This is a genomic window from Mesorhizobium sp. M1334 (assembly GCF_040317995.1).
Classification (GTDB): domain Bacteria; phylum Pseudomonadota; class Alphaproteobacteria; order Rhizobiales; family Rhizobiaceae; genus Mesorhizobium.
The window spans coordinates 14,742-32,424 of sequence record NZ_JAMYLM010000026.1 but is presented as its reverse complement, the minus strand read 5'-3'; the positions used below and the strand labels follow the sequence as shown (position 1 = coordinate 32,424).

Here is a 17,683-nt window from a genome sequence, read left to right as displayed (position 1 = left end):
TAATTGCAGAACGGATGGCGCGCTGAGGATCTAGAGGGGTTGCCGGCAGGTGACGAATCGCCCTCCAAAGGGCGATGGACCATCTGCGCTATTCAGGGCTGCCCTTCGAGGAACAGCGTGCAGTCTTTCTCGATATCGTTTCGTCCGATCCGCTGATCGGCGAGACGCTGTCGCGGGTGCGCACGCTCGACCTCCCCGACTGGCTGGTCGTCTCCGGCGCGCTTTACAACAGCGTCTGGAATCATCTGACCGGAAAGCCCTCGGGGTACGGCATCAAAGATGTCGACCTGTTCTATTTCGATGAGAGCGATCTGTCCTACGAGGCCGAGGATTTGGTCATTCGTTGTGCAGCGGAGCATTTCGAAGGGCTGAAGCTGCCGGTCGAGGTGCGCAATCAGGCACGGGTGCATCTGTGGTATCCGAGCAGGTTCGGGCAGGAATGCCCGCGTTATATGAGCGCTAGCGAATCGGTCAGCTATTTTGCGTCGAAGACGCATGCAGTCGGCGTGCGCTACGATGCCGAGGGGCGCCTCGATCTGGTGGCGCCGTTCGGGCTCGACGACATTTTTTCGTTCCGCATCACACCTAACAGGGTGCTGGATAATCAGCGGACCCATGAGATGAAGGGCAGGCGGGCACAGGAGTGCTGGCCGGAGATTACTGTCGTGCCTTGGTAGAATGTCGGCGCGAGGCACCTGCCCTGCCGGGCATCTCCCGCAAGAAGGGAGATTGGCAGTTCCATCGGCCTGCCCGCCCTTCCGGCGCCGGTGATTGGCGAAAGCCGAGGTGACGTCCAATTTCCCTCCTTGAGGGGGAGATGTCCGGCAGGACGGAGGTCGCGCCAATTTCTCGCGATTATTTTGCACCGCTGCGGCATTCGAAACGGGGTGCCGAAACGCCCCGTTTCGATTGCGCTGTCGATTGCAGTTCACCCGTCGACCAGGGCCAGCAGCTCCTCGGTGTAGCGCTTGCCGACAACCTTGTCCGGCGACAGGGCGTCGCTGATGGCTGCTACCTCGGCCTGGGTCAGCACGATATCGGCTGCCGCCGTATTCTGTTCGAGATGTCGGATCTTGCGGGCACCAGGGATCGGCACAATGAAATCGCCCTGATGCAGCACCCAGGCGAGCGCCAGCTGCGCCGGCGCCACGTCCTTCTCGGCGGCCATATTTTCCAGCACGGCGACGACCGCCGCATTGGCCGCCATGGCGTCGGCCTGGAAGCGCGGCAAACCCCGGCGCCAGTCGTCGGCGCCGAGAACATCGGGCCTGGCGATCGTGCCGGTGAGCAGGCCGCGGCCGAGCGGGCTATAGGGGACAAAGCCGATGCCGAGCTCGCGGCAGACGTCAAACACCTCCTCCTCCGGATCGCGGCTCCACAACGAATATTCACTCTGCACCGCGGCGATCGGATGCACGGCATGCGCCCGGCGGATGGTCGCCGCACTCGCTTCCGACAGGCCGAGGGCCCGCACCTTGCCCTCGCGTACAAGCTCGGCCATGGCGCCGACCGTATCCTCGATCGGCACGCTGGGATCGACGCGGTGCTGGTAGTAGAGATCGATGATCTCGGTATCCAGCCGCTTCAACGACGCTTCGGCCACCGCCTTGACATGCTCCGGGCGGCTGTCGACGCCGGCCATGCGCTCGGTGCCGCTGCCTTCTTCGAGGATCTTGAAGCCAAATTTGGTCGCGATCGTCACATGATCACGCACCGGCTTCAGCGCCTTGCCGACCAGGATCTCGTTCTCGTAGGGGCCATAGACCTCGGCGGTGTCGAAGAAATTGACCCCGATCTCAACGGCGTGGCGCAGCGTGGCAATCGCCTCCGCCTCCGGCTGGCCACCATAGGCAAAGCTCATCCCCATGCAGCCGAGGCCGACTGGGTAGACGTCGAGTTCATTGCCGAGCTTGCGGGTTTGCATCACGTGTCTCCTTGTTGTGATGGTTGTGATGCCACAGAGATACCGTCTTGCGCAGCGTTCGATAATCGCCTCTTATTTGCACGGGCTGTTCCCAAAAATAGATCAATGAAGCGAACACATCTTTCACAGCTTGCCGTGCTGGCAACGGTCGCCCAATGCGGCAGTTTTCGCGGCGCCGCCAAGGAACTGGCAATCGCGCCGTCGGCGGTCAGCCACGCGGTGTCCAGCCTGGAAGCGCGCCTCGGCGTGCGCCTTCTGGCGCGCAGCACGCGCAGCGTCGCTCCGACCGAGGAGGGCGCGCAACTGCTCGAGCGCCTCAGGCCGGCGCTGTCGGAAATCGACCTGGCGCTGGAATCGGCGATCGAGGCGCGCGACCGGCCGGCGGGCAATCTCAGGCTGACCGTGCCGCGCACCGCCGCCCACCTGGCGCTGACGCCAAGGCTCGGCGCCTTTGCGGCTGCCTATCCCGACATCGTGCTGGAGATCGTCATCGATGACCGCTTCACCGATGTGGTCGAGGGCGGCTTCGATGCCGGTGTGCGGCTGGGCGAGAGCCTGCAGCGCGACATGATCGCAGTGCGCATCGGGCCGAACCTTCGCGGCGCGGTGGTCGGCACGCCATCTTACTTCGAGACCAGGCCCAAGCCGCAGCATCCGCGCGATCTCGCCGCTCACCGCTGCATCCGCTTCCGCTTCTCCAGCGGCACCATCTATCGCTGGGAATTCGAGAAAAACGGCGAGGAGATCGAAATCCCGGTGCAAGGGCCATTGATCCTCGACGAGGACCATCTGATTGCCAATGCTGCGGTTGACGGCGCCGGGCTCGCCTTCGTGTTCGAGGACTATGTCCGCGACCCGCTCGCCGCCGGCAAGCTCGTTCGCGTGCTGGAGGACTGGTGCCCGCCCTTCGATGGTTTTTTCGTCTATTATCCGAGCCGACGCCAGATGCGGCCGGCGCTCAGGGCCTTTGTCGATTTCTTCAAAGTGAGTACATAGTGGCACCGTCGAAACAGCGGAGGGCAATCTATTTCGGCGTGAATGCTCGTCTTACGGCCGTTGGCACCGGCAATTAGTCGTCTCCAAACATAAGTGGAAACCGCCTTTCCGGGATGGAAGAAAGCCGACCTGGCATTCGTTCACAGACCATGTCAGCACTACCCAAACACCAGCCGACCGGCTACGGCTGGACAGCAATCATCCTTCACTGGCTGATCGCGGCGCTCTTTATCGGCCAGTTCGTGCTCGGCTTCGTCATGGTGCGGCTGTCCAGCCAGCGCACCGCCTTCGAGCTGATTCAGCTGCATAAATCCTTCGGTTTCCTGCTGCTTGGGCTGGTCATCCTGCGCATCGCCTGGCGCCTTGGCAGACCGGCCCCGCCGCTGCCGCGCTCAGTCGGCCCTTTCGAGCGCCGCATGGCGCCGCTTGTCCATCTTGCGCTTTATGCTTTTCAGCTCGCTCTGCCGCTGTCCGGCTGGGCACTGGTCTCGGTCTCGGTGCTGGAGATCCCGAGCGTGCCGTTCAATCTGTTCGTCATGCCCAATCTGCCGCTTGGTGAATCGGACATGGCAGAAAGCTTCTGGGCAGCGACGCACTGGTATCTCGCTTATGCCGGCATCGGACTTGTCGCTTTGCATCTCGCCGCTGCGCTGCGTCATCATTTCTGGCTGAGGGATACCGTGCTGACGCGCATGATCACGGCTTCGTCACATCGCGAGACGGAATAGAGCGGGCGGCTCATTCGTTCATGGGGCGAGGACGCAAGAAAGCGTTGCCTGCCAAGAGGACCATTTCCATGTACGCGCGCATCTTCGGATTTGCGGCAGCCGCCGCTTGTTTTGCCATGGCTGTTTTCGCCGCCGTTGCCCTTGGCGAGGCGGCCGGCAGCTACACGATCAGCCCAGGGAGTTCCAGCATCCACTTCTCCATCGCCAAGCTCGGCGGCGGCGGGCTCGACGGTGCCTTCTCCCGCTTCAAGGGCAATATCCTTATCGACAACAGCGATGTCGGCCGGTCCCAGGTCAATTTCACCATCTTCCCCGAAAGCGTCGGTACCGGCCAAAGTCGCATCGATGCCTTTCTCCGCTCGGACGCGGTTTTCGACGCGACCAACAATCCGGAGATCCAGTTCCGTTCGACCAGCGTCAAACGCACCGGCGACACGTCGGCCCTTGTCACCGGCCAGCTGACGGCGCGCGGCAAGACCTTTCAGGAAAAGTTCACGGCCGAGCTCGGCGGCCTCAAGGCGGGCACGATAAAGTTCCACGTCACAGGCAAGGTGTTGCGGTCGCGCTATGGCATGGATGTCGGCACGCCGATTTATTCCAACGTCGTCGAATTCAATATGACGCTGACGGGTAGAAGGGGTTGAGCGGTTCTTCCTGCGATTTCACCGTCGCTGCAGGACCTGGGTTCCTCTCCCCACTTCGTGGGACGAGGAACCACGCTCCCGCATTGGCTTTTCCGCCGATTTCAGGCAAACCTCCAGGCCTGCAATCGAGAGGAGAAATCTGATGTTCCGATGGGGTGTTTTGTCGACGGCCAAAATCGGCCGCGAGCAGCTTTTGCCGGCAATCGTCGAGGCGGAGAACAGCGTGCTGTCGGCGATCGCCAGCCGCGATCTGTCGAAAGCACGGGCGCTGGGCGAACGCTTCGGCGCGCGCCACGCTTTCGGCTCCTATGAGGAGCTGCTCGCCTCCAGCGACATCGACGGCGTCTACATTCCGCTGCCGACCTCGCAGCATGTCGAATGGACAGCCAAGGCGATCGAGGCCGGCAAGCATGTTCTGGTCGAAAAGCCACTGGCTCTCGACGCCAAGGACATTCCGCCACTGATCAAGCTGCGCGATGCCAGGAAGGTGCTGGTCTGCGAAGCCTTCATGGTCGTCTACCATCCGCAATGGATCAAGGTGCGCGAGCTGATCGCCAACGGCGCCATCGGCCGGCTGCGCCATGTCCAGGGCGCGTTCTCCTATTACAATGTCGACCCCAACAACATGCGCAACAAGCTCGATCTCGGCGGCGGCGCGCTGCCCGACATCGGCGTCTATCCGACGGTATCGACGCGCTTTTCGACCGGCAAGGAGCCGCTGCGCGTCCAGGCGAGGATCGAGCGCGACAAGACATTCGGCACCGACATCTATTCCTCGATCCGCGCCGATTTCGGCGACTTCGAGTTGTCGTTTTACCTGTCGACACAGATGGCGGCACGCCAGGTGATGGTCTTTCACGGTGAGAAGGGCTTCATCGAGGTGTTCTCACCGTTTAATGCCGGACTCTACGACCATCACCGTGTCGAACTGCACAACCAGAACCACAGCGAGGCGCAGGTCTTCCGCTTTCCCGGCACGCAACAGTACCGGCTGGAAGTCGAGGCCTTCGCGCGGGCGGCACAGGGTGGCAAGGATCGTGTCTTCACCCTGGAAGAATCGGTGCTCAACCAGAAGGTCATCGATGCCATCTTCCGCGCCGGCGAGAAGGAAGGCTGGGAGGCAGTCTAGGCCGGCCGTGATCCTGCAACGGGCCGGTTTTTTGGACGAGATCTTGGCCAAATAGATGCCCGACGATGCGGATGTGATCATCGTCGGCGCCGGCCTTGCCGGCTTTGTCGCGGCCGCCGAACTGACTGCGGCCGGCAAAGGCCGTCGAGCAGGAGCCGGAGCAGTCGCTTGGCGGCCAGGCATTCTGGTCGCTCGGCGGCATCTTCCTCGGTGGGGTGAACAAGCCCCGCCGGCGCCGTTGCGCCAAGGTGGCGGTCGCACCGAACGGCCAACTTTCCCTCTGAGCATTTTGCAGCCAAATGGAATCATTCGGCGCCCGCATAAATGCGGCAAAACAGATAGTTAGAGCCGGTTACCGGTTCCAGGAGAACCGCTCTAGGCGAAGGGCTGCAAATTGACGTCCCGAAGCTTGGAACCGGCAAGCAAAGCCTCGAGCACCTGCTTCTTGAGAAACAGGCACTGCGAACGGGCAAGTTTGACGATGCCGGAAACGTCGCCTGCCTCGCAGGCAAGAACCAGTTCCTTTTGCTGGGCGATGATCAACTGGGTGAAGTCGCGGGATTTGAACCCAAGGTGGAGAACCCGCGCCGACTGGTCGAGTATCTGGTCCAGTAGATGCGCCAGTCGTAAATTTCCCGAGAGCCCCGCAAGGGCCAGACGAAACGCACGATCCGCCGCCAGGAATGCAACATGACTACGCAACGTCTCCGGCTTCAGCACTTTTTTCGCTGCCAGCCCGATGTCCTCCAGCCCGCGCTCGGTAATGTTCGATGCCGCCACCCTGAACACTTCCGGTTCGATCAAGCTGCGGACATCGAAGATCTCGTTGACGTCCCGCAGGCTGAGCGTTGCAACGACGTAGCCGCGGCGCGGCTCGCTCCTGACCAGACCTTCCTGCATCAGACGGGCCAACGCCGCGCGGATGGTTGCCTTTTTGATCTGGTATCGATCGCCGATCTGTTTTTCGGTCAGCGCTTCGCCGGGGCGCAGCACGCAGGCAATGATGTCGTTCCTCAGCTGCTCATATGCCTGTTCCCTGCGAAGGACGTCGGCGGCTGACAGTGCTGTCGCCTCGACCGTGGCCGGCCTTGCCGGTTCGGCGGTCAACTTCGTCGTTTTCATATTTTGTCCGTTTGGCTGTCCGGTTGACGCTGGCATCGGCATTCGCTAGCGTGAGCACCTCAGGTTGAAAATCTGAGCATCTCAGGGAGGATAACTGATATGCCTTTACCCGCCAACTCGCCTCTCTACGCTGTTGCCGATGATATCGTCAATGCCGCGAAGGGGCCAGATCCCCTCGAAGCGGTAAGGACGGTCCTGGGCGATTACATCAACCGTTTTCACGCATCGGGAACACTCGCTCACGAAGAAGACGACGACGAGGTTCTTTTGCATGCCAGCCCGAACCTGACGATCTATCACATCACGTTGTCGCCCGGCCTGCAGTACCCGCCCCACAACCACCTGATGGATGCCTTGATCGGCATCTACAAGGGCAGCGAGACGAACTTCATCTATCCCGTTGCCGGCAGCGAACTCGATGTTCCCGAAAGGCAGGACATCGCAGCGCCTGCCGTCGTGCACATGGCGTCAAATACCGTGCATGCGGTTGCGAATACGGGCAGCGCGCGATCCGGTGCGCTGCATGTCTATCTCGGCGATCTCACACGAACCCACCGGCAGCTGTGGAGCCCGGACAGCAACCAGGCCGAACCGTTTGACAATGATCGCTACCTGGCTGGCGCACGGCCCATTCAGCAGTCCGGGCACGAATGAGCAGAGGCGTCACGGGGCGGCGAAATTGGCCGTGATCAGCGAACCCGTCGGAATCGCGTCACACTTGTCACTCTCGCCAATCCGCTATCGCCCCTATCCTGGCTCATGACCGATCAGCAACACGTCGCGCCGGGAATGGTGCGACAACAGACCAGCAAGGGAGATGCACAATGACGGCACATCAGAATGGCACAGGCGAGCAGACGACGCGGCTCGCGATGAAGACACCACCGGTCGTTTCGCCTGATGCGTGGGAGGCCGCGCGCCAGCAGTTGCTCGTGAAGGAGAAAACCGTGACCCGGGCTCGCGACGCCTTGGCCGCCGAGCGTCGGCGGATGCCGTGGATGGCGGTGGAGAAGGCCTATACGTTCGAGGGCCCCAACGGAAAGGTGAGCCTGCTCGACCTGTTCGAGGGCCGCCGTCAGCTGATCGTCTACCGCGCTTTCTTCGAGCCCGGCGTATTCGGCTGGCCCGATCACGCTTGCCGCGGCTGCTCGCTGGGGGCAGACCAGGTCGGCAATCTTGCCCATCTGAACGCCCGCGACACCACGCTTGCCTACGCCTCGCGCGCACCGCAGGCCGACATTGCGCGGCTGAAGGCGCGGATGGACTGGAAGATGCCCTGGTACACCATCACCGACAGCTTCGATGCCGATTTCGGCGTTGACGAGTGGCACGGCCATAACGTGTTCATCCGCGATGGCGATCGCGTGTTCCGTACCTACTTCATCAACAACCGCGGCGACGAGGCGATGGGGACCGTATGGAGCTATCTCGACCTGTCGCCGCTCGGCCGCCAGGAGGTTTGGGAGGATTCGCCCGAAGGCTATCCGCAGACGCCGACGTACAAGTGGTGGAACTGGCACGACAATTATGGCGCCGAAACCGTTCCCGACAAAAAGTGGGTCGAGGTGTCGGACGCCGGAGAGGCCGCGTTCCGGAACCGCACCGAATAGAACGTTTGGCGTCGCGGAAATGCGGCTAGGACAATTGGAGGAGCGGGATGCACGTTCATTCGACGCATCCCGCTCGTTATGCAGGACTATGGCCATGAGCGAGATTCATGCAGGCGGATCCACCGCCGATGCGAGCCCGGCCGGCCTTGGCGCAGCCGATTGGCTGTCCTTTGCGGCCGCGCCGGCCTTCGCAACCATGGCGCTGCTGACGTTTCTTGGCGGAGCGCCGGATATGATGTGCTCGACCGGGCAAGATGCGTCGCCGCTGGGCGGCATGGTCCCGATGTACCTGCTGATGAGCGCCTTTCATTTGGGACCTTGGTTGAGGCGGGTCTCCGGCCGACGCCGCCGCAAGTAGAGCTATAGCGGCCGATAAAGGCCCTTCGCGGTGAGGAGGACAGCCCTCACCAGATCCATTCGCCCTTCCCAAGTACCGTCACGGCATCGACAATCCGGGTAAAGCTCGAGCGGGCGCGGCCGGCCGTGTGCCTGGCTCTGAGATAGCCGTGCACCAGCCCCGGCTCCTCGAGCCACCAGGCACGTCCGCCTGCGGCAACGACGCGGTCGCGATAGGCTTCGCCGTCCGACGACAACGGGTCGCATTCGGCGGTGATCACGACGGTAGGCGGCAGATAGGCGAAATCGGCGTCGGCGAGCGGAGACAAAGTGATGTCGCCTGTAGCGTCCACTCCGCCAGTCCGGATGTTTTTATAGAACTCCAGGTCGCGCATCGTCAGCATTGGCGCTTCGGCATGCGTGACATAGGAACCGAGTGAACGATCGCCACCAAGGCCAGGATAGATCAGCACCTGGCCGACCGGCTTTGTCACGTGGCCACGCGTCGCATGACTGACGGCACAGGCGAGATTGCCGCCGGCGCTGTCGCCGCAGAGCAGGACGGGGCATTCGTAAGTGGCGGTGGCCCATTCGAAGGCGCCCATCGCATCGTCGAAGGCGGCCGGGTGCAGATGTTCCGGCGCCAGCCGGTAGTCGACCGAGACCACCTCATAGCCGGTGCGGGCGCAAAGCTCGGCGCAGACATCGTCGTGGCTGTCGAGCCCGCCGAGGATGTAGCCGCCGCCATGGACATAGAGCACCATCGCAGAGGCGTTCGGCGCCGCGCTGCGATAAATGCGGATCGGGACGTCGTGCGCTGGCGCGGCAATGACGGTGGTTTCAGCCGTCACGCCATCCGGATAGCCGGCAGAGAATTCGCGGCACATCCGGTCGTAGATCGCGCGCTGCTCGGCGATCGTGTAGTCGATCGTATCCGGCGGATAATACGAATTGGTCCGCTCGATGAACGCCCAGGTCTCGGCGTCGATGAGTTTCTTGTAGTTGGTCATGGGAACGGAACGGATAGTGACGAATCCGCCTGAACACCCTCCTCTGGGACGGAACGCCGTCGTTCCAGGGACACTCACTATCTGCCCTTCCACACCGGATCGCGCTTTTCGGCAAAGGCGCGAAAACCCTCGAGATTGTCCTCCGAGCCGTAGAGCGCGTCAACCGTCGGCAGTTGCCGGCGCGTCACCCGGTTCATGGCATCCTGGAAGGTCAGCGATTCTGCGACCCGGGCCGTTTCCTTGATCGCGGCGAAGACCAGCGGCGGGCCGCTGGCGAGCAGCCGGGCGATCTCCCAGACGCGGTCCTCCAGTCTTTCCTTGGGCAGCACCTCGTTGACCAGGCCCCAGCGATGCGCCTCGGCGACATCCATCCAGCGGCCCGTGAACAAAAGGTCCATGGCGACGTGATAAGGGATGCGCTTCGGCAGCTTGATCGTTGCCGCATCGGCCAGCGTGCCGGCGCGGATTTCGGGCAGCGCGAAGGAGGAGTGGTCCGACGCGTAGATGAGGTCGCAGGACAGCGCCAGCTCGAAGCCGCCGCCGACCGCCATGCCGTTGACGCAGGCGATCACCGGCTTGTTGAGGTCGCGCAATTCCTGCAGCCCGCCGAAGCCACCGACGCCATAGTCGCCGTCGACGGCATCGCCGCCAGCCGCTGCCTTAAGGTCCCAGCCGGCGCTGAAAAACTTGTCGCCGGCGGTCTTGACGATGGCGACGCGCAGGTCGGGATCGTCGCGAAACCCCTTGAACGTCTCGCCCATCAGCCGCGACGTCTTCAGGTCGATGGCATTGGCCTTGGGCCGGTCGAGCATGACTTCGAGGATCGTGCCCTCGCGGCGGGTGGTGATGACGTCAGACATTTTTGTTCTCTCCCAGCACCAGCAGCGCGTCGGCGATCCAGGCGCCCTTGCTCTCGGTGCAGACGATCAGAGGATTGATGTCGAGCTCCTCGATCTCGCCGGCATTTTGCTGCACGAAAGCAGCAATGCCCGATATCGCATCGATTGCAGCTGCGACATCGGCCTTCGGCCGACCGCGATAACCGTCGAGCAGCGGGAACAGCTTCAACCCGCGCAAAGCGGCCTCGATGTCATCACGGGTCGCCGGCAGCATCAGTGTGACGCTGTCGCGCAACAGCTCGACCAGCACGCCGCCGGTGCCGAGCGTCATCACCGCGCCGAACATCGGGTCGCGAGTGAAGCCGACCAGCAGCTCGGCGACGCCGTCGCGCACCATGCGCTCGACATAAAGGCCGGTGCCGAGCGGGCCGAGATCATGGGCGGCGGTGCTGACCGATTCGGCATCCCTGAGGTTGAGCCGGACCGCGTCGAGCTCGGACTTGTGGATGACGCCAAGAGCCTTCAGCGCCACCGGGAAGCCGAGCGCCATCGAGGAGATCACAGCTTCGACCGCATTGCCGGCGCGCTCGCCCTTCGGCACGGGGAGCCCGGCCTCGATGAGCCGCGCCTTCGCCTCGGCCTCGTCCGGCGTGACATGGTCGCCGGCCGGCGCGCCGGACGCGGAAGTGTCGATCGGCTGCGCCTGCGGCTCGCGCCACGCCCAGCCGATGAAGGCTGCCGCCTGGGCGGCGTCCATGGCCTCGGAAATGCCGAACAGCGGCACCATGCCCCGCGCCATCAGGCCGGCAGTGTATTCCTCGGGCAGGTTTTCCGGCAACGAGGAGACGATCGCGCCCTGCGCGCTGTTGGTCTTCAGCGCCGATTCGAAGGCGCGCAGCGTCGCCCACCAGTCCGTGTCCGAGCAGCGGTCGGGACGCGGAAAGTCGAGCACCAGCATATTGAGGTCGAAGCCGCCAGACACCATGGCGGTGAAGGTGGCGGTCATCGCCGGTTCGTTGTTCCAGATGAAGGTGTGATAGTCGAGCGGGTTGGCCACCGCGACCAGCGGCCCGAGCGTCGATTTGACCCGCGCGCGGTGCTCGGGGGTGAGTGGCGGAAACGTCACCCAGCGGCCTTCGGCGCTGTCGGCCATGACCGACGCCTCGCCGCCCGAGCAGCTCATCGATGACAGCCGGTAGCCGGGCAGGGGGCCGGTGACGTGCAGCAGCTTGAGCGCCTCGATGAAGGCGGGAATTGAATCGATCCGGGCGATGCCGAGCCGCCTCAGGAAGGCGCCGGACGCCGCGTCCGAGCCGGCCAGCGACGCGGTATGCGAGACGGTCGCCTGCCGCGCCTGCTCGGAGCGGCCGACCTTCATGGCGATAACAGGCTTCTTCAGCTCGCGTGCCCGTGCCGCCAGCCTTTCGAAGCCGGCTACCGAATCGAAGGCCTCGATATGCAGGCCGAGCGCGGTGACGCGGTCGTCCTCGATCAGGCCGAGCGCCATTTCGGAAAGCCCGGTCTGCGCCTGGTTGCCGGCGGTCATCAGAAAGGCGATCGGCAGGCCGCGTTTCTGCATCGTCATGTTGATGGCGATGTTCGACGACTGGGTGATGATGGCAACGCCGCGACCGCCTTCCGGCAGCCTGATGCCGCCATGCTGGTCGGGCCACAAAAGCGCGCCGTCGGCGTAATTGATCAGCCCATAGCAGTTCGGCCCGATGATCGGCATTTGGCCGGCCGCCTCGACCAGTTCGGCCTGCAGCCGCTCGCCGTCCTCGTCATAGGCCTCGGTTTCGAGAAAGCCGGCGGCGAAGCAGACCGCACCGCCGGCGCCGCGCTCCGCCAGCGCCTTGACCACTTCGATGGTCAAGTGCCGGTTGACGCCGACGAAAGCGGCATCCGGCGCACCGGGCAATTCGGCCACCGAGCGATAGGCCTTGCGGCCGGCGACCTCGTCCTTGCTCGGATGCACCGGCCAGATCTCGCCGGCAAAGCCCATTTTGATCGATTGCGCGACGACGGCCGCCGCCTGCGCACCACCGAAGACGGCGATCGATTTCGGCCGCAAAAGACGTTCAAGCCTGTGCATTGTCATCTTTTCGTCTGAGCATGATCTTTTCCAAAGACCGGATTCCACTTTTTGGGGTCATGCTCTAGGCCCCGAACGGGCGCAGCAGCGCGCGCGAGATGATGTGGCGCTGGATTTCCGAGGTGCCTTCCCAGATGCGCTCGACGCGGGCGTCGCGCCAGATGCGCTCCAGCGGCAAATCGTCCATCAGCCCCATGCCGCCATGGATCTGGATCGCCTCGTCGGCGACGAAGGCAAGCATTTCGGTGGCCTTCAGCTTGGCCATGGCCATGTCCTGGTCGGTGACGGTGCCCTGATCGTACTTCCAGCCGGCTTCGAACACCATCAGGTCGGCGGCCTTCAGCTCGGTCGCCATGTCGGCGAGCTTGAACGACACGCCTTGGAACTTGCCGATCGGCTGGCCGAACTGCTGGCGCTGCGCGGCGTATTCGATGGCGTGGCCAAGCGCCCGCTCGGCGCGGCCGAGGCAGGTGGCGCCGACCTGCAGGCGCGTTGCGCCGAGCCATGAATTGGCGACGTCGAACCCTTTGTGGACCTCGCCCAGGACCTGAGTGGCCGGCAACCGGCAATCGTCGAATTCGAGGATGGCATTGGTGTAGCCGCGATGCGAGACGTTGCGGTAGCCGTCGCGCACGGTGAAACCCTTGGTGCCCTTGTCGACGAAGAAGGCGGTGATCTTCTTGCGTTTGCCACGCGAAGATTCTTCCTCCCCCGAGGCCATGAAGACGATGGCGAAATCGGCAATGTCGGCGTGGCTTATGAAATGCTTGGTGCCGTTCAGCACCCAGTCGTCGCCGTCTTGCACGGCGGTTGCCTTCATGCCGCGCAAATCGGAACCGGCGCCCGGCTCGGTCATTGCCAGGCAATCCCACTTCTCGCCGCGAATGCAGGGAAACAGATATTTTTCGCGCTGCTCCGGCGTGCCGGCGAGAAGGATGTTCGAAGGCCGCGCAACGCAAGTCCAATGCAGCGCGTAGTTGGCGCGGCCGAGCTCCTTCTCGTAAAGGAGCCAGGTCACCGTATCGAGCCCGGCGCCGCCGACATCGGCCGGCATGTTGGCGGCATAGAGGCCGGCTTCGATCGCCTTGGCCTTGATCTCCTCGATCAGCTCGCGGCGCAGCACGCCGGTACGCTCGACCTCGCGCTCATGCGGGTAAAGCTCGTTCTCGACGAACGCCCGCGTCGTCTCGACGATGAGCTTCTGCTCCTCCGAAAGACCAAAATCCATGGTCTCAGCCTTTCTTCTTTTTCTTCGGCTTTTCAGCCTTGGCCTTTTCGGCCGCCTTGGAGGCAACGGGCTTCTTCGCCGCAAGCTTGGCCAGCTGCCTGGTGTAGTCCTTATGCAGGGCGCCGGCACCCCAGCCTTTGCCTTTGTTCTGCTTCGACAGTGCCTCCATGATGGCGACCAGATTGTCGTCGCGGATCTTTTCGAGCTCGCGGATCGACAGACCGTGCGCCTGGTCGTCCGACTGGGTCGCGATCAGCTCGACCAGCTCGTCGTTGAACTCCGGCACATCCATCAGCTTGGTCCACGGCCATTTCAGGCACGGGCCGAACTGCGCCATGAAGTGGCGCATGCCGGCCTCGCCGCCGGCGACGCGATAGACCTGGAACATGCCCATCTGCGCCCAGCGCAGGCCGAAGCCATAGCGCATGATGTCGTCAAGCTCCTCGACCGTGCAGATTCCGTCCTTGACCAGCCACAGCGCCTCGCGCCAGGCCGCTTCGAGCAGGCGGTCGCCGACGAAGGCCTCGATCTCCTTGCGGATCACCACCGGTTTCATGCCGATCGAGGCATACATCTCCTTGGCGACTTCGATCGCCTCGGGAAAGGTCTGTTCGCCGCCGACGATTTCGACCAGCGGCAGGAGATAGACGGGGTTGAACGGATGGCCGACGACCAGCCGCTCCGGATGCTTCTTCATCGCCACCTGCATGTCGGTCGGCTTGATGCCGGAGGTGGAGGAGCCGACAATGGCGTTGGCCGGCGCATAAAGGTCGATCTCGGCCAGCACGCGGTGCTTCAGGTCGAGCCGCTCCGGCACGCTTTCCTGGATGAAGTCGGCATCGGCCACCGCCTCGGCGATCGTCTTGGCGAAGGTGAGCTTGCCCTCCTTAGGCAGGCCGCCGGGCAGCATCTGCTTGTAGGCGCGTCGCGCTCCCTTCATCACCTCGCCGACCTTGCGTGACGCCTCGGGGTCGGGATCGAAGATCGACACGTCGATGCCGTTGAGCAGCAGCCGCGCCACCCAGCCGGCGCCGATGACGCCGCCGCCGATGGCGGCCGCCTTGTTGATGATGCTCATGCGGAGGCTCCGGTTCTTGTCCTGGCTGTTGCGGGGTCGGTGAGGGCGACACGCTCGCCGGCACGGATCACGGACGCGTCATAGGCCTTGCGCGCGAACACTTCGAGCACGAAGGGCCGGAAGAAATCGATCGGCAATGTCTCGTAATCCGGGTCGAAGCTCGACTGGTCCCAGCGCTCGCAAAACTCATCGCAATCGTCGAAATACATGTGCCCGGCGAAACGGTCGCGGGCGTGCGGATTGCCGCCGAGGTGGTGGGCGTAATAGAGGCGCTGGAAATCGCCGTGCTTTTCCACCACCCAGGTGCATTGCTCGCGCACAAAAGGCTTCAGGATCGACGCCGCATACTCGTCGTGATTATAGGGTGCATAGATGTCGCCGATATCGTGCAGCAGCGCGCAGGCGATCCAGTCGGTGTCGGCGCCGTCGCGCCAGGCGCGTGTTGCCGCTTGCAGCGAATGGCCGAGCCGGGTGATCTTGTAGCCCGAGAGGCCCGCATCCAGCTGGACGAGCGCGTCGAGCAACCGCTCGCCGGTCTTTGCCGCATAGTCGATCTCGTGCTCGGTGAGGAAGGCATCCTCGCGGTCGCCGTCCTTCATCGCAGTGAATTTCACGGTCTTCATCGGCGGCTCCTCCCAACCAGCTACCGGCTTTTCAAAGCGGTGCGCGCTTCGTCAGGTTCAGCTTTTTGCGCACCTCATCCGGGCCGATGACCCTGGCGCCTATATTCGACACGATGCTGACCGCCCGCTCGACCAGCTGCGCATTGGTCGCCAGCACGCCCTTGTCGAGCCAGAGATTATCCTCCAACCCGACGCGGACATTGCCGCCGGCTAGCACCGCGGCCGCGACATAGGCCATCTGATTGCGGCCGATGGCAAAGGCCGACCAGTTCCACGTCGACGGTACATTGTTGACCATGGCCATGAAGGTGTTGAGGTCGTCCGGCGCCCCCCACGGCACACCCATGCACAATTGCACCAAGGCGTCCGGCTTCAGCACTTCTTCCTCGACCAATTGCTTGGCGAACCACAGATGCCCGGTGTCGAAAGCCTCGATTTCCGGCTTGACGCCGAGCGCCGTCATCATGCCGCCCATGGCACGCAGCATGCCGGGCGTATTGGTCATGACATAGTCGGCCTCGGCGAAATTCATCGTGCCGCAGTCGAGCGTGCAGATTTCCGGCAGGCACTGGCGGACGTGCTCCATGCGGTTGCTGGCACCGCCCATGTCGGTGGCTTTTTCGTTCAGCGGCAGCGGGTTTTCCGGCGGGCCGAACACCATGTCGCCGCCCATGCCGGCGGTCAGGTTCAAAACCACATCGACATCCGCCGCGCGGATGCGCTCCGTTACTTCACGATAAAGGTGTACGTCGCGCCTAGGCTTGCCGGTTTCGGGATCGCGCACATGACAGTGGACGATCGCCGCACCTGCCTTTGCCGCCTCGATGGCCGAATCGGCGATCTGCTTGGGCGAACGCGGCACATGCGGGCTGCGATCCTGCGAACTGCCGGACCCGGTCACAGCACAGGTAATGAAGACCTCACGGTTCATCGCTAACGGCATAGGACTCTCTCCCAATAGGACGTAGGGCAAGAATGCCTGACTTGCCGGAAACTGTTTTGCGTTTTACGAAGATCGTGTGATCAAAAACGAAAAGCCGACGATCTTTCGTGCCGAACGTTTGCCGCTCAAGGTAACGCTGCTGGTATTCTCCGGCTCGTCGATCATGTGCGTAGCCTCGGCCGTCGATCCATTGCGCGCCGCCAACCGCATTGCCGGTGAGACGCTGTTCGATTTCAGGCTGGTCTCGGTGACGGGCGAGGCGCCGGTTACCACATGCGGCCTGCCGGTGGCGGTCAGCGGCCGCTTCGATGCGGCTGACACAACCGACATGCTGGTCGTCGTCGCCGGATTCGGCACGCAGAACTATGCCACATCGGCCCTGCTGTCCGGACTGCGCCGGGCGGCGCGCGCGGCACGCGCCTGCGGCGGCGTCGAGGCGGGTACGTGGCTGGTGGCGCGCGCGGGCTTGCTGGAAGGGCGCAGCGCCACCACCCACTGGGAGGACATGGAGGATTTCTCGTCGGCCTTTCCCGGCGTCGACGTGCGCCCCGACCGCTACGTCATCGACGGCCCGGTGTTCACCTCCGGCGGCGCCTCGCCGACCTTCGACCTGATGCTGCATCTGATTCGCACGCGGCTCGGTATGGCCGTGGCGCTCGATGTCGCGAGCGTCTTCATCTACGACCAGGCGCGCGCTGCGACCGACGCACAGCCGCTGGTCTCGCTCGGCCGTCTCGACGGCTACGATCCCAGGTTGGCGCAAGCCATCCGGCTGATGGAAGCGCATATCGACCAGCCGCTGACCATAGCCGCGGTGGCCAAGCGCGCCGGGGTGACGGCACGAACGCTGGAAAGTATCTTTCGCAAGTCGATCGGCGAAACGCCCGGCGCCTATTATCTCAGGCTGCGCCTCGGCGCCGCGCGCCGGCTGGTGGTCGACACGCGCGTGGCCATGGCCGATATTGCCGGGCGAACGGGGTTTTCGTCCGCCGCGGCATTTTCCAGGGCGTTTTCAAGAGCGTTCGGCGAGGCGCCGGTCAGGCTGCGTCGGGGATAATGCATGTCGCCCAAAAGTCCGTAGCGGTTTTGGGACAACGGCATGCACAGACAAAGGTAGATCAGGCAGCGTCCTGGCGGTCGCTGTTGCCGTCGATCTGCGAGCGCATTTGTCTCGCAAGATGGGTCTCGAAGCGGCTGGCGACCGCGCGATCCCATTCGTTCGCACTCAGCGCGCCTTGCTTCGGGTGCGGCAGCGCCATCAGCCGGTCGATGATCGATCCGGCCTCGCCAGATGAGAGCAGGGCGTCGATTTCGCGTTCGTGCTGCATATCGTTTCGCCTCCTTCTTTCCGTTCCCGCCACGAACCACACTATAGGAGGTT

19 protein-coding genes and 1 pseudogene are annotated in these 17,683 nt (G+C 63.4%); 10 read left to right on the top strand and 10 right to left on the bottom strand.

What is annotated here, in order from left to right:
* The first annotated feature begins 74 nt into the window (after window positions 1–74).
* The gene (locus tag NKH17_RS28470) at window positions 75–677 is read left to right on the top strand and encodes a nucleotidyltransferase family protein (protein WP_352900414.1); all 603 of its coding nucleotides are present in this window, start codon (window positions 75–77) and stop codon (window positions 675–677) included.
* Between the two features lie 251 nt (window positions 678–928).
* Here NKH17_RS28470 and NKH17_RS28465 read toward each other — a convergent pair whose 3' ends face one another.
* Entirely contained in the window at window positions 929–1,924 is a 996-nt protein-coding gene (locus tag NKH17_RS28465) for an aldo/keto reductase (RefSeq protein WP_352900415.1), read from the bottom strand.
* A 105-nt stretch (window positions 1,925–2,029) separates the two neighbouring features.
* Here NKH17_RS28465 and NKH17_RS28460 point away from each other — a divergent pair, with 105 nt between their 5' ends.
* The 5 genes and pseudogenes from NKH17_RS28460 to NKH17_RS28440 all read left to right on the top strand — a co-directional run.
* Window positions 2,030–2,920: a LysR family transcriptional regulator gene (locus NKH17_RS28460; protein WP_352900417.1), complete on the top strand. Its 891-nt coding sequence runs from the start codon at window positions 2,030–2,032 to the stop codon at window positions 2,918–2,920.
* A gap of 149 nt (window positions 2,921–3,069) precedes the next feature.
* Window positions 3,070–3,648: a cytochrome b gene (locus NKH17_RS28455; RefSeq protein ID WP_352736799.1), complete on the top strand. Its 579-nt coding sequence runs from the start codon at window positions 3,070–3,072 to the stop codon at window positions 3,646–3,648.
* A gap of 68 nt (window positions 3,649–3,716) precedes the next feature.
* Window positions 3,717–4,292 (top strand): YceI family protein, encoded by a 576-nt coding sequence (locus NKH17_RS28450; protein WP_352900420.1) that lies wholly within the window; start codon window positions 3,717–3,719, stop codon window positions 4,290–4,292.
* A 142-nt stretch (window positions 4,293–4,434) separates the two neighbouring features.
* Complete coding sequence (locus NKH17_RS28445) at window positions 4,435–5,421, top strand: Gfo/Idh/MocA family protein (protein WP_352900422.1); 987 nt, start codon at window positions 4,435–4,437, stop codon at window positions 5,419–5,421.
* Window positions 5,422–5,476: 55 nt separating this feature from the next.
* Window positions 5,477–5,660 (top strand): annotated as a pseudogene (locus tag NKH17_RS28440) (FAD-binding protein); the annotation flags it as partial.
* A gap of 136 nt (window positions 5,661–5,796) precedes the next feature.
* Here the strand turns inward: NKH17_RS28440 and NKH17_RS28435 are convergent.
* Window positions 5,797–6,543: a GntR family transcriptional regulator gene (locus NKH17_RS28435; RefSeq protein WP_352505945.1), complete on the bottom strand. Its 747-nt coding sequence runs from the start codon at window positions 6,541–6,543 to the stop codon at window positions 5,797–5,799.
* 99 nt (window positions 6,544–6,642) lie between these two features.
* Here NKH17_RS28435 and NKH17_RS28430 point away from each other — a divergent pair, with 99 nt between their 5' ends.
* The 3 genes from NKH17_RS28430 (at window position 6,643) to NKH17_RS28420 (ending at window position 8,511) form a co-directional block, all read left to right on the top strand.
* A complete protein-coding gene (locus NKH17_RS28430; protein WP_352505944.1) occupies window positions 6,643–7,197 on the top strand; it encodes an autotransporter in 555 nt (184 codons plus the stop codon).
* A 170-nt stretch (window positions 7,198–7,367) separates the two neighbouring features.
* A complete protein-coding gene (locus NKH17_RS28425) occupies window positions 7,368–8,153 on the top strand; it encodes a DUF899 domain-containing protein (protein WP_352480219.1) in 786 nt (261 codons plus the stop codon).
* Window positions 8,154–8,247: 94 nt separating this feature from the next.
* Window positions 8,248–8,511 (top strand): hypothetical protein, encoded by a 264-nt coding sequence (locus tag NKH17_RS28420; protein WP_352505942.1) that lies wholly within the window; start codon window positions 8,248–8,250, stop codon window positions 8,509–8,511.
* A gap of 46 nt (window positions 8,512–8,557) precedes the next feature.
* On the opposite strand, the gene NKH17_RS28415 is transcribed toward NKH17_RS28420, so the two are convergent.
* The 7 genes from NKH17_RS28415 to bcoG all read right to left on the bottom strand — a co-directional run bounded on the left by NKH17_RS28415 (window position 8,558) and on the right by bcoG (window position 16,302).
* Complete coding sequence (locus tag NKH17_RS28415; protein ID WP_352900426.1) at window positions 8,558–9,499, bottom strand: alpha/beta hydrolase; 942 nt, start codon at window positions 9,497–9,499, stop codon at window positions 8,558–8,560.
* Between the two features lie 77 nt (window positions 9,500–9,576).
* The gene (locus NKH17_RS28410; RefSeq protein WP_352505940.1) at window positions 9,577–10,359 is read right to left on the bottom strand and encodes a carnitinyl-CoA dehydratase; all 783 of its coding nucleotides are present in this window, start codon (window positions 10,357–10,359) and stop codon (window positions 9,577–9,579) included.
* On the bottom strand, window positions 10,352–12,430 hold the full coding sequence (locus NKH17_RS28405; RefSeq protein ID WP_352900429.1) for an acetate--CoA ligase family protein: 2,079 nt from the start codon (window positions 12,428–12,430) through the stop codon (window positions 10,352–10,354). Before NKH17_RS28405 ends, NKH17_RS28410 begins: the two co-directional genes overlap by 8 nt.
* Window positions 12,431–12,494: 64 nt before the next feature.
* Window positions 12,495–13,658: an acyl-CoA dehydrogenase family protein gene (locus NKH17_RS28400; protein ID WP_352900431.1), complete on the bottom strand. Its 1,164-nt coding sequence runs from the start codon at window positions 13,656–13,658 to the stop codon at window positions 12,495–12,497.
* A 4-nt stretch (window positions 13,659–13,662) separates the two neighbouring features.
* On the bottom strand, window positions 13,663–14,736 hold the full coding sequence (locus NKH17_RS28395; RefSeq protein ID WP_352900434.1) for a carnitine 3-dehydrogenase: 1,074 nt from the start codon (window positions 14,734–14,736) through the stop codon (window positions 13,663–13,665).
* Entirely contained in the window at window positions 14,733–15,359 is a 627-nt protein-coding gene (locus NKH17_RS28390) for an HD domain-containing protein (RefSeq protein WP_352900436.1), read from the bottom strand. The genes NKH17_RS28395 and NKH17_RS28390 overlap by 4 nt, the downstream gene beginning before the upstream one ends.
* Window positions 15,360–15,390: 31 nt before the next feature.
* Entirely contained in the window at window positions 15,391–16,302 is a 912-nt protein-coding gene (gene bcoG / locus NKH17_RS28385; protein WP_352900439.1) for a 3-dehydrocarnitine:acetyl-CoA trimethylamine transferase BcoG, read from the bottom strand.
* Window positions 16,303–16,378: 76 nt separating this feature from the next.
* Here bcoG and NKH17_RS28380 point away from each other — a divergent pair, with 76 nt between their 5' ends.
* Complete coding sequence (locus tag NKH17_RS28380) at window positions 16,379–17,359, top strand: GlxA family transcriptional regulator (RefSeq protein WP_352820177.1); 981 nt, start codon at window positions 16,379–16,381, stop codon at window positions 17,357–17,359.
* 61 nt (window positions 17,360–17,420) lie between these two features.
* Here the strand turns inward: NKH17_RS28380 and NKH17_RS28375 are convergent, their stop codons facing one another.
* On the bottom strand, window positions 17,421–17,630 hold the full coding sequence (locus NKH17_RS28375) for a hypothetical protein (RefSeq protein WP_254815980.1): 210 nt from the start codon (window positions 17,628–17,630) through the stop codon (window positions 17,421–17,423).
* Window positions 17,631–17,683: the final 53 nt, after the last annotated feature.

Coding starts and splice junctions, on each gene's coding strand:
- NKH17_RS28405 (WP_352900429.1), bottom strand. CDS start 12,430: ATGCACAGGCTTGAACGTCTTTTGCGGCCGAAATCGATCGCCGTCTTC.
- NKH17_RS28430 (WP_352505944.1), top strand. CDS start 6,643: ATGCCTTTACCCGCCAACTCGCCTCTCTACGCTGTTGCCGATGATATC.
- NKH17_RS28390 (WP_352900436.1), bottom strand. CDS start 15,359: ATGAAGACCGTGAAATTCACTGCGATGAAGGACGGCGACCGCGAGGAT.
- NKH17_RS28450 (WP_352900420.1), top strand. CDS start 3,717: ATGTACGCGCGCATCTTCGGATTTGCGGCAGCCGCCGCTTGTTTTGCC.
- NKH17_RS28465 (WP_352900415.1), bottom strand. CDS start 1,924: ATGCAAACCCGCAAGCTCGGCAATGAACTCGACGTCTACCCAGTCGGC.
- NKH17_RS28460 (WP_352900417.1), top strand. CDS start 2,030: ATGAAGCGAACACATCTTTCACAGCTTGCCGTGCTGGCAACGGTCGCC.
- NKH17_RS28395 (WP_352900434.1), bottom strand. CDS start 14,736: ATGAGCATCATCAACAAGGCGGCCGCCATCGGCGGCGGCGTCATCGGC.
- NKH17_RS28400 (WP_352900431.1), bottom strand. CDS start 13,658: ATGGATTTTGGTCTTTCGGAGGAGCAGAAGCTCATCGTCGAGACGACG.
- NKH17_RS28455 (WP_352736799.1), top strand. CDS start 3,070: ATGTCAGCACTACCCAAACACCAGCCGACCGGCTACGGCTGGACAGCA.
- NKH17_RS28425 (WP_352480219.1), top strand. CDS start 7,368: ATGACGGCACATCAGAATGGCACAGGCGAGCAGACGACGCGGCTCGCG.
- NKH17_RS28375 (WP_254815980.1), bottom strand. CDS start 17,630: ATGCAGCACGAACGCGAAATCGACGCCCTGCTCTCATCTGGCGAGGCC.
- NKH17_RS28445 (WP_352900422.1), top strand. CDS start 4,435: ATGTTCCGATGGGGTGTTTTGTCGACGGCCAAAATCGGCCGCGAGCAG.
- NKH17_RS28420 (WP_352505942.1), top strand. CDS start 8,248: ATGAGCGAGATTCATGCAGGCGGATCCACCGCCGATGCGAGCCCGGCC.
- bcoG (WP_352900439.1), bottom strand. CDS start 16,302: ATGCCGTTAGCGATGAACCGTGAGGTCTTCATTACCTGTGCTGTGACC.
- NKH17_RS28415 (WP_352900426.1), bottom strand. CDS start 9,499: ATGACCAACTACAAGAAACTCATCGACGCCGAGACCTGGGCGTTCATC.
- NKH17_RS28470 (WP_352900414.1), top strand. CDS start 75: ATGGACCATCTGCGCTATTCAGGGCTGCCCTTCGAGGAACAGCGTGCA.
- NKH17_RS28435 (WP_352505945.1), bottom strand. CDS start 6,543: ATGAAAACGACGAAGTTGACCGCCGAACCGGCAAGGCCGGCCACGGTC.
- NKH17_RS28410 (WP_352505940.1), bottom strand. CDS start 10,359: ATGTCTGACGTCATCACCACCCGCCGCGAGGGCACGATCCTCGAAGTC.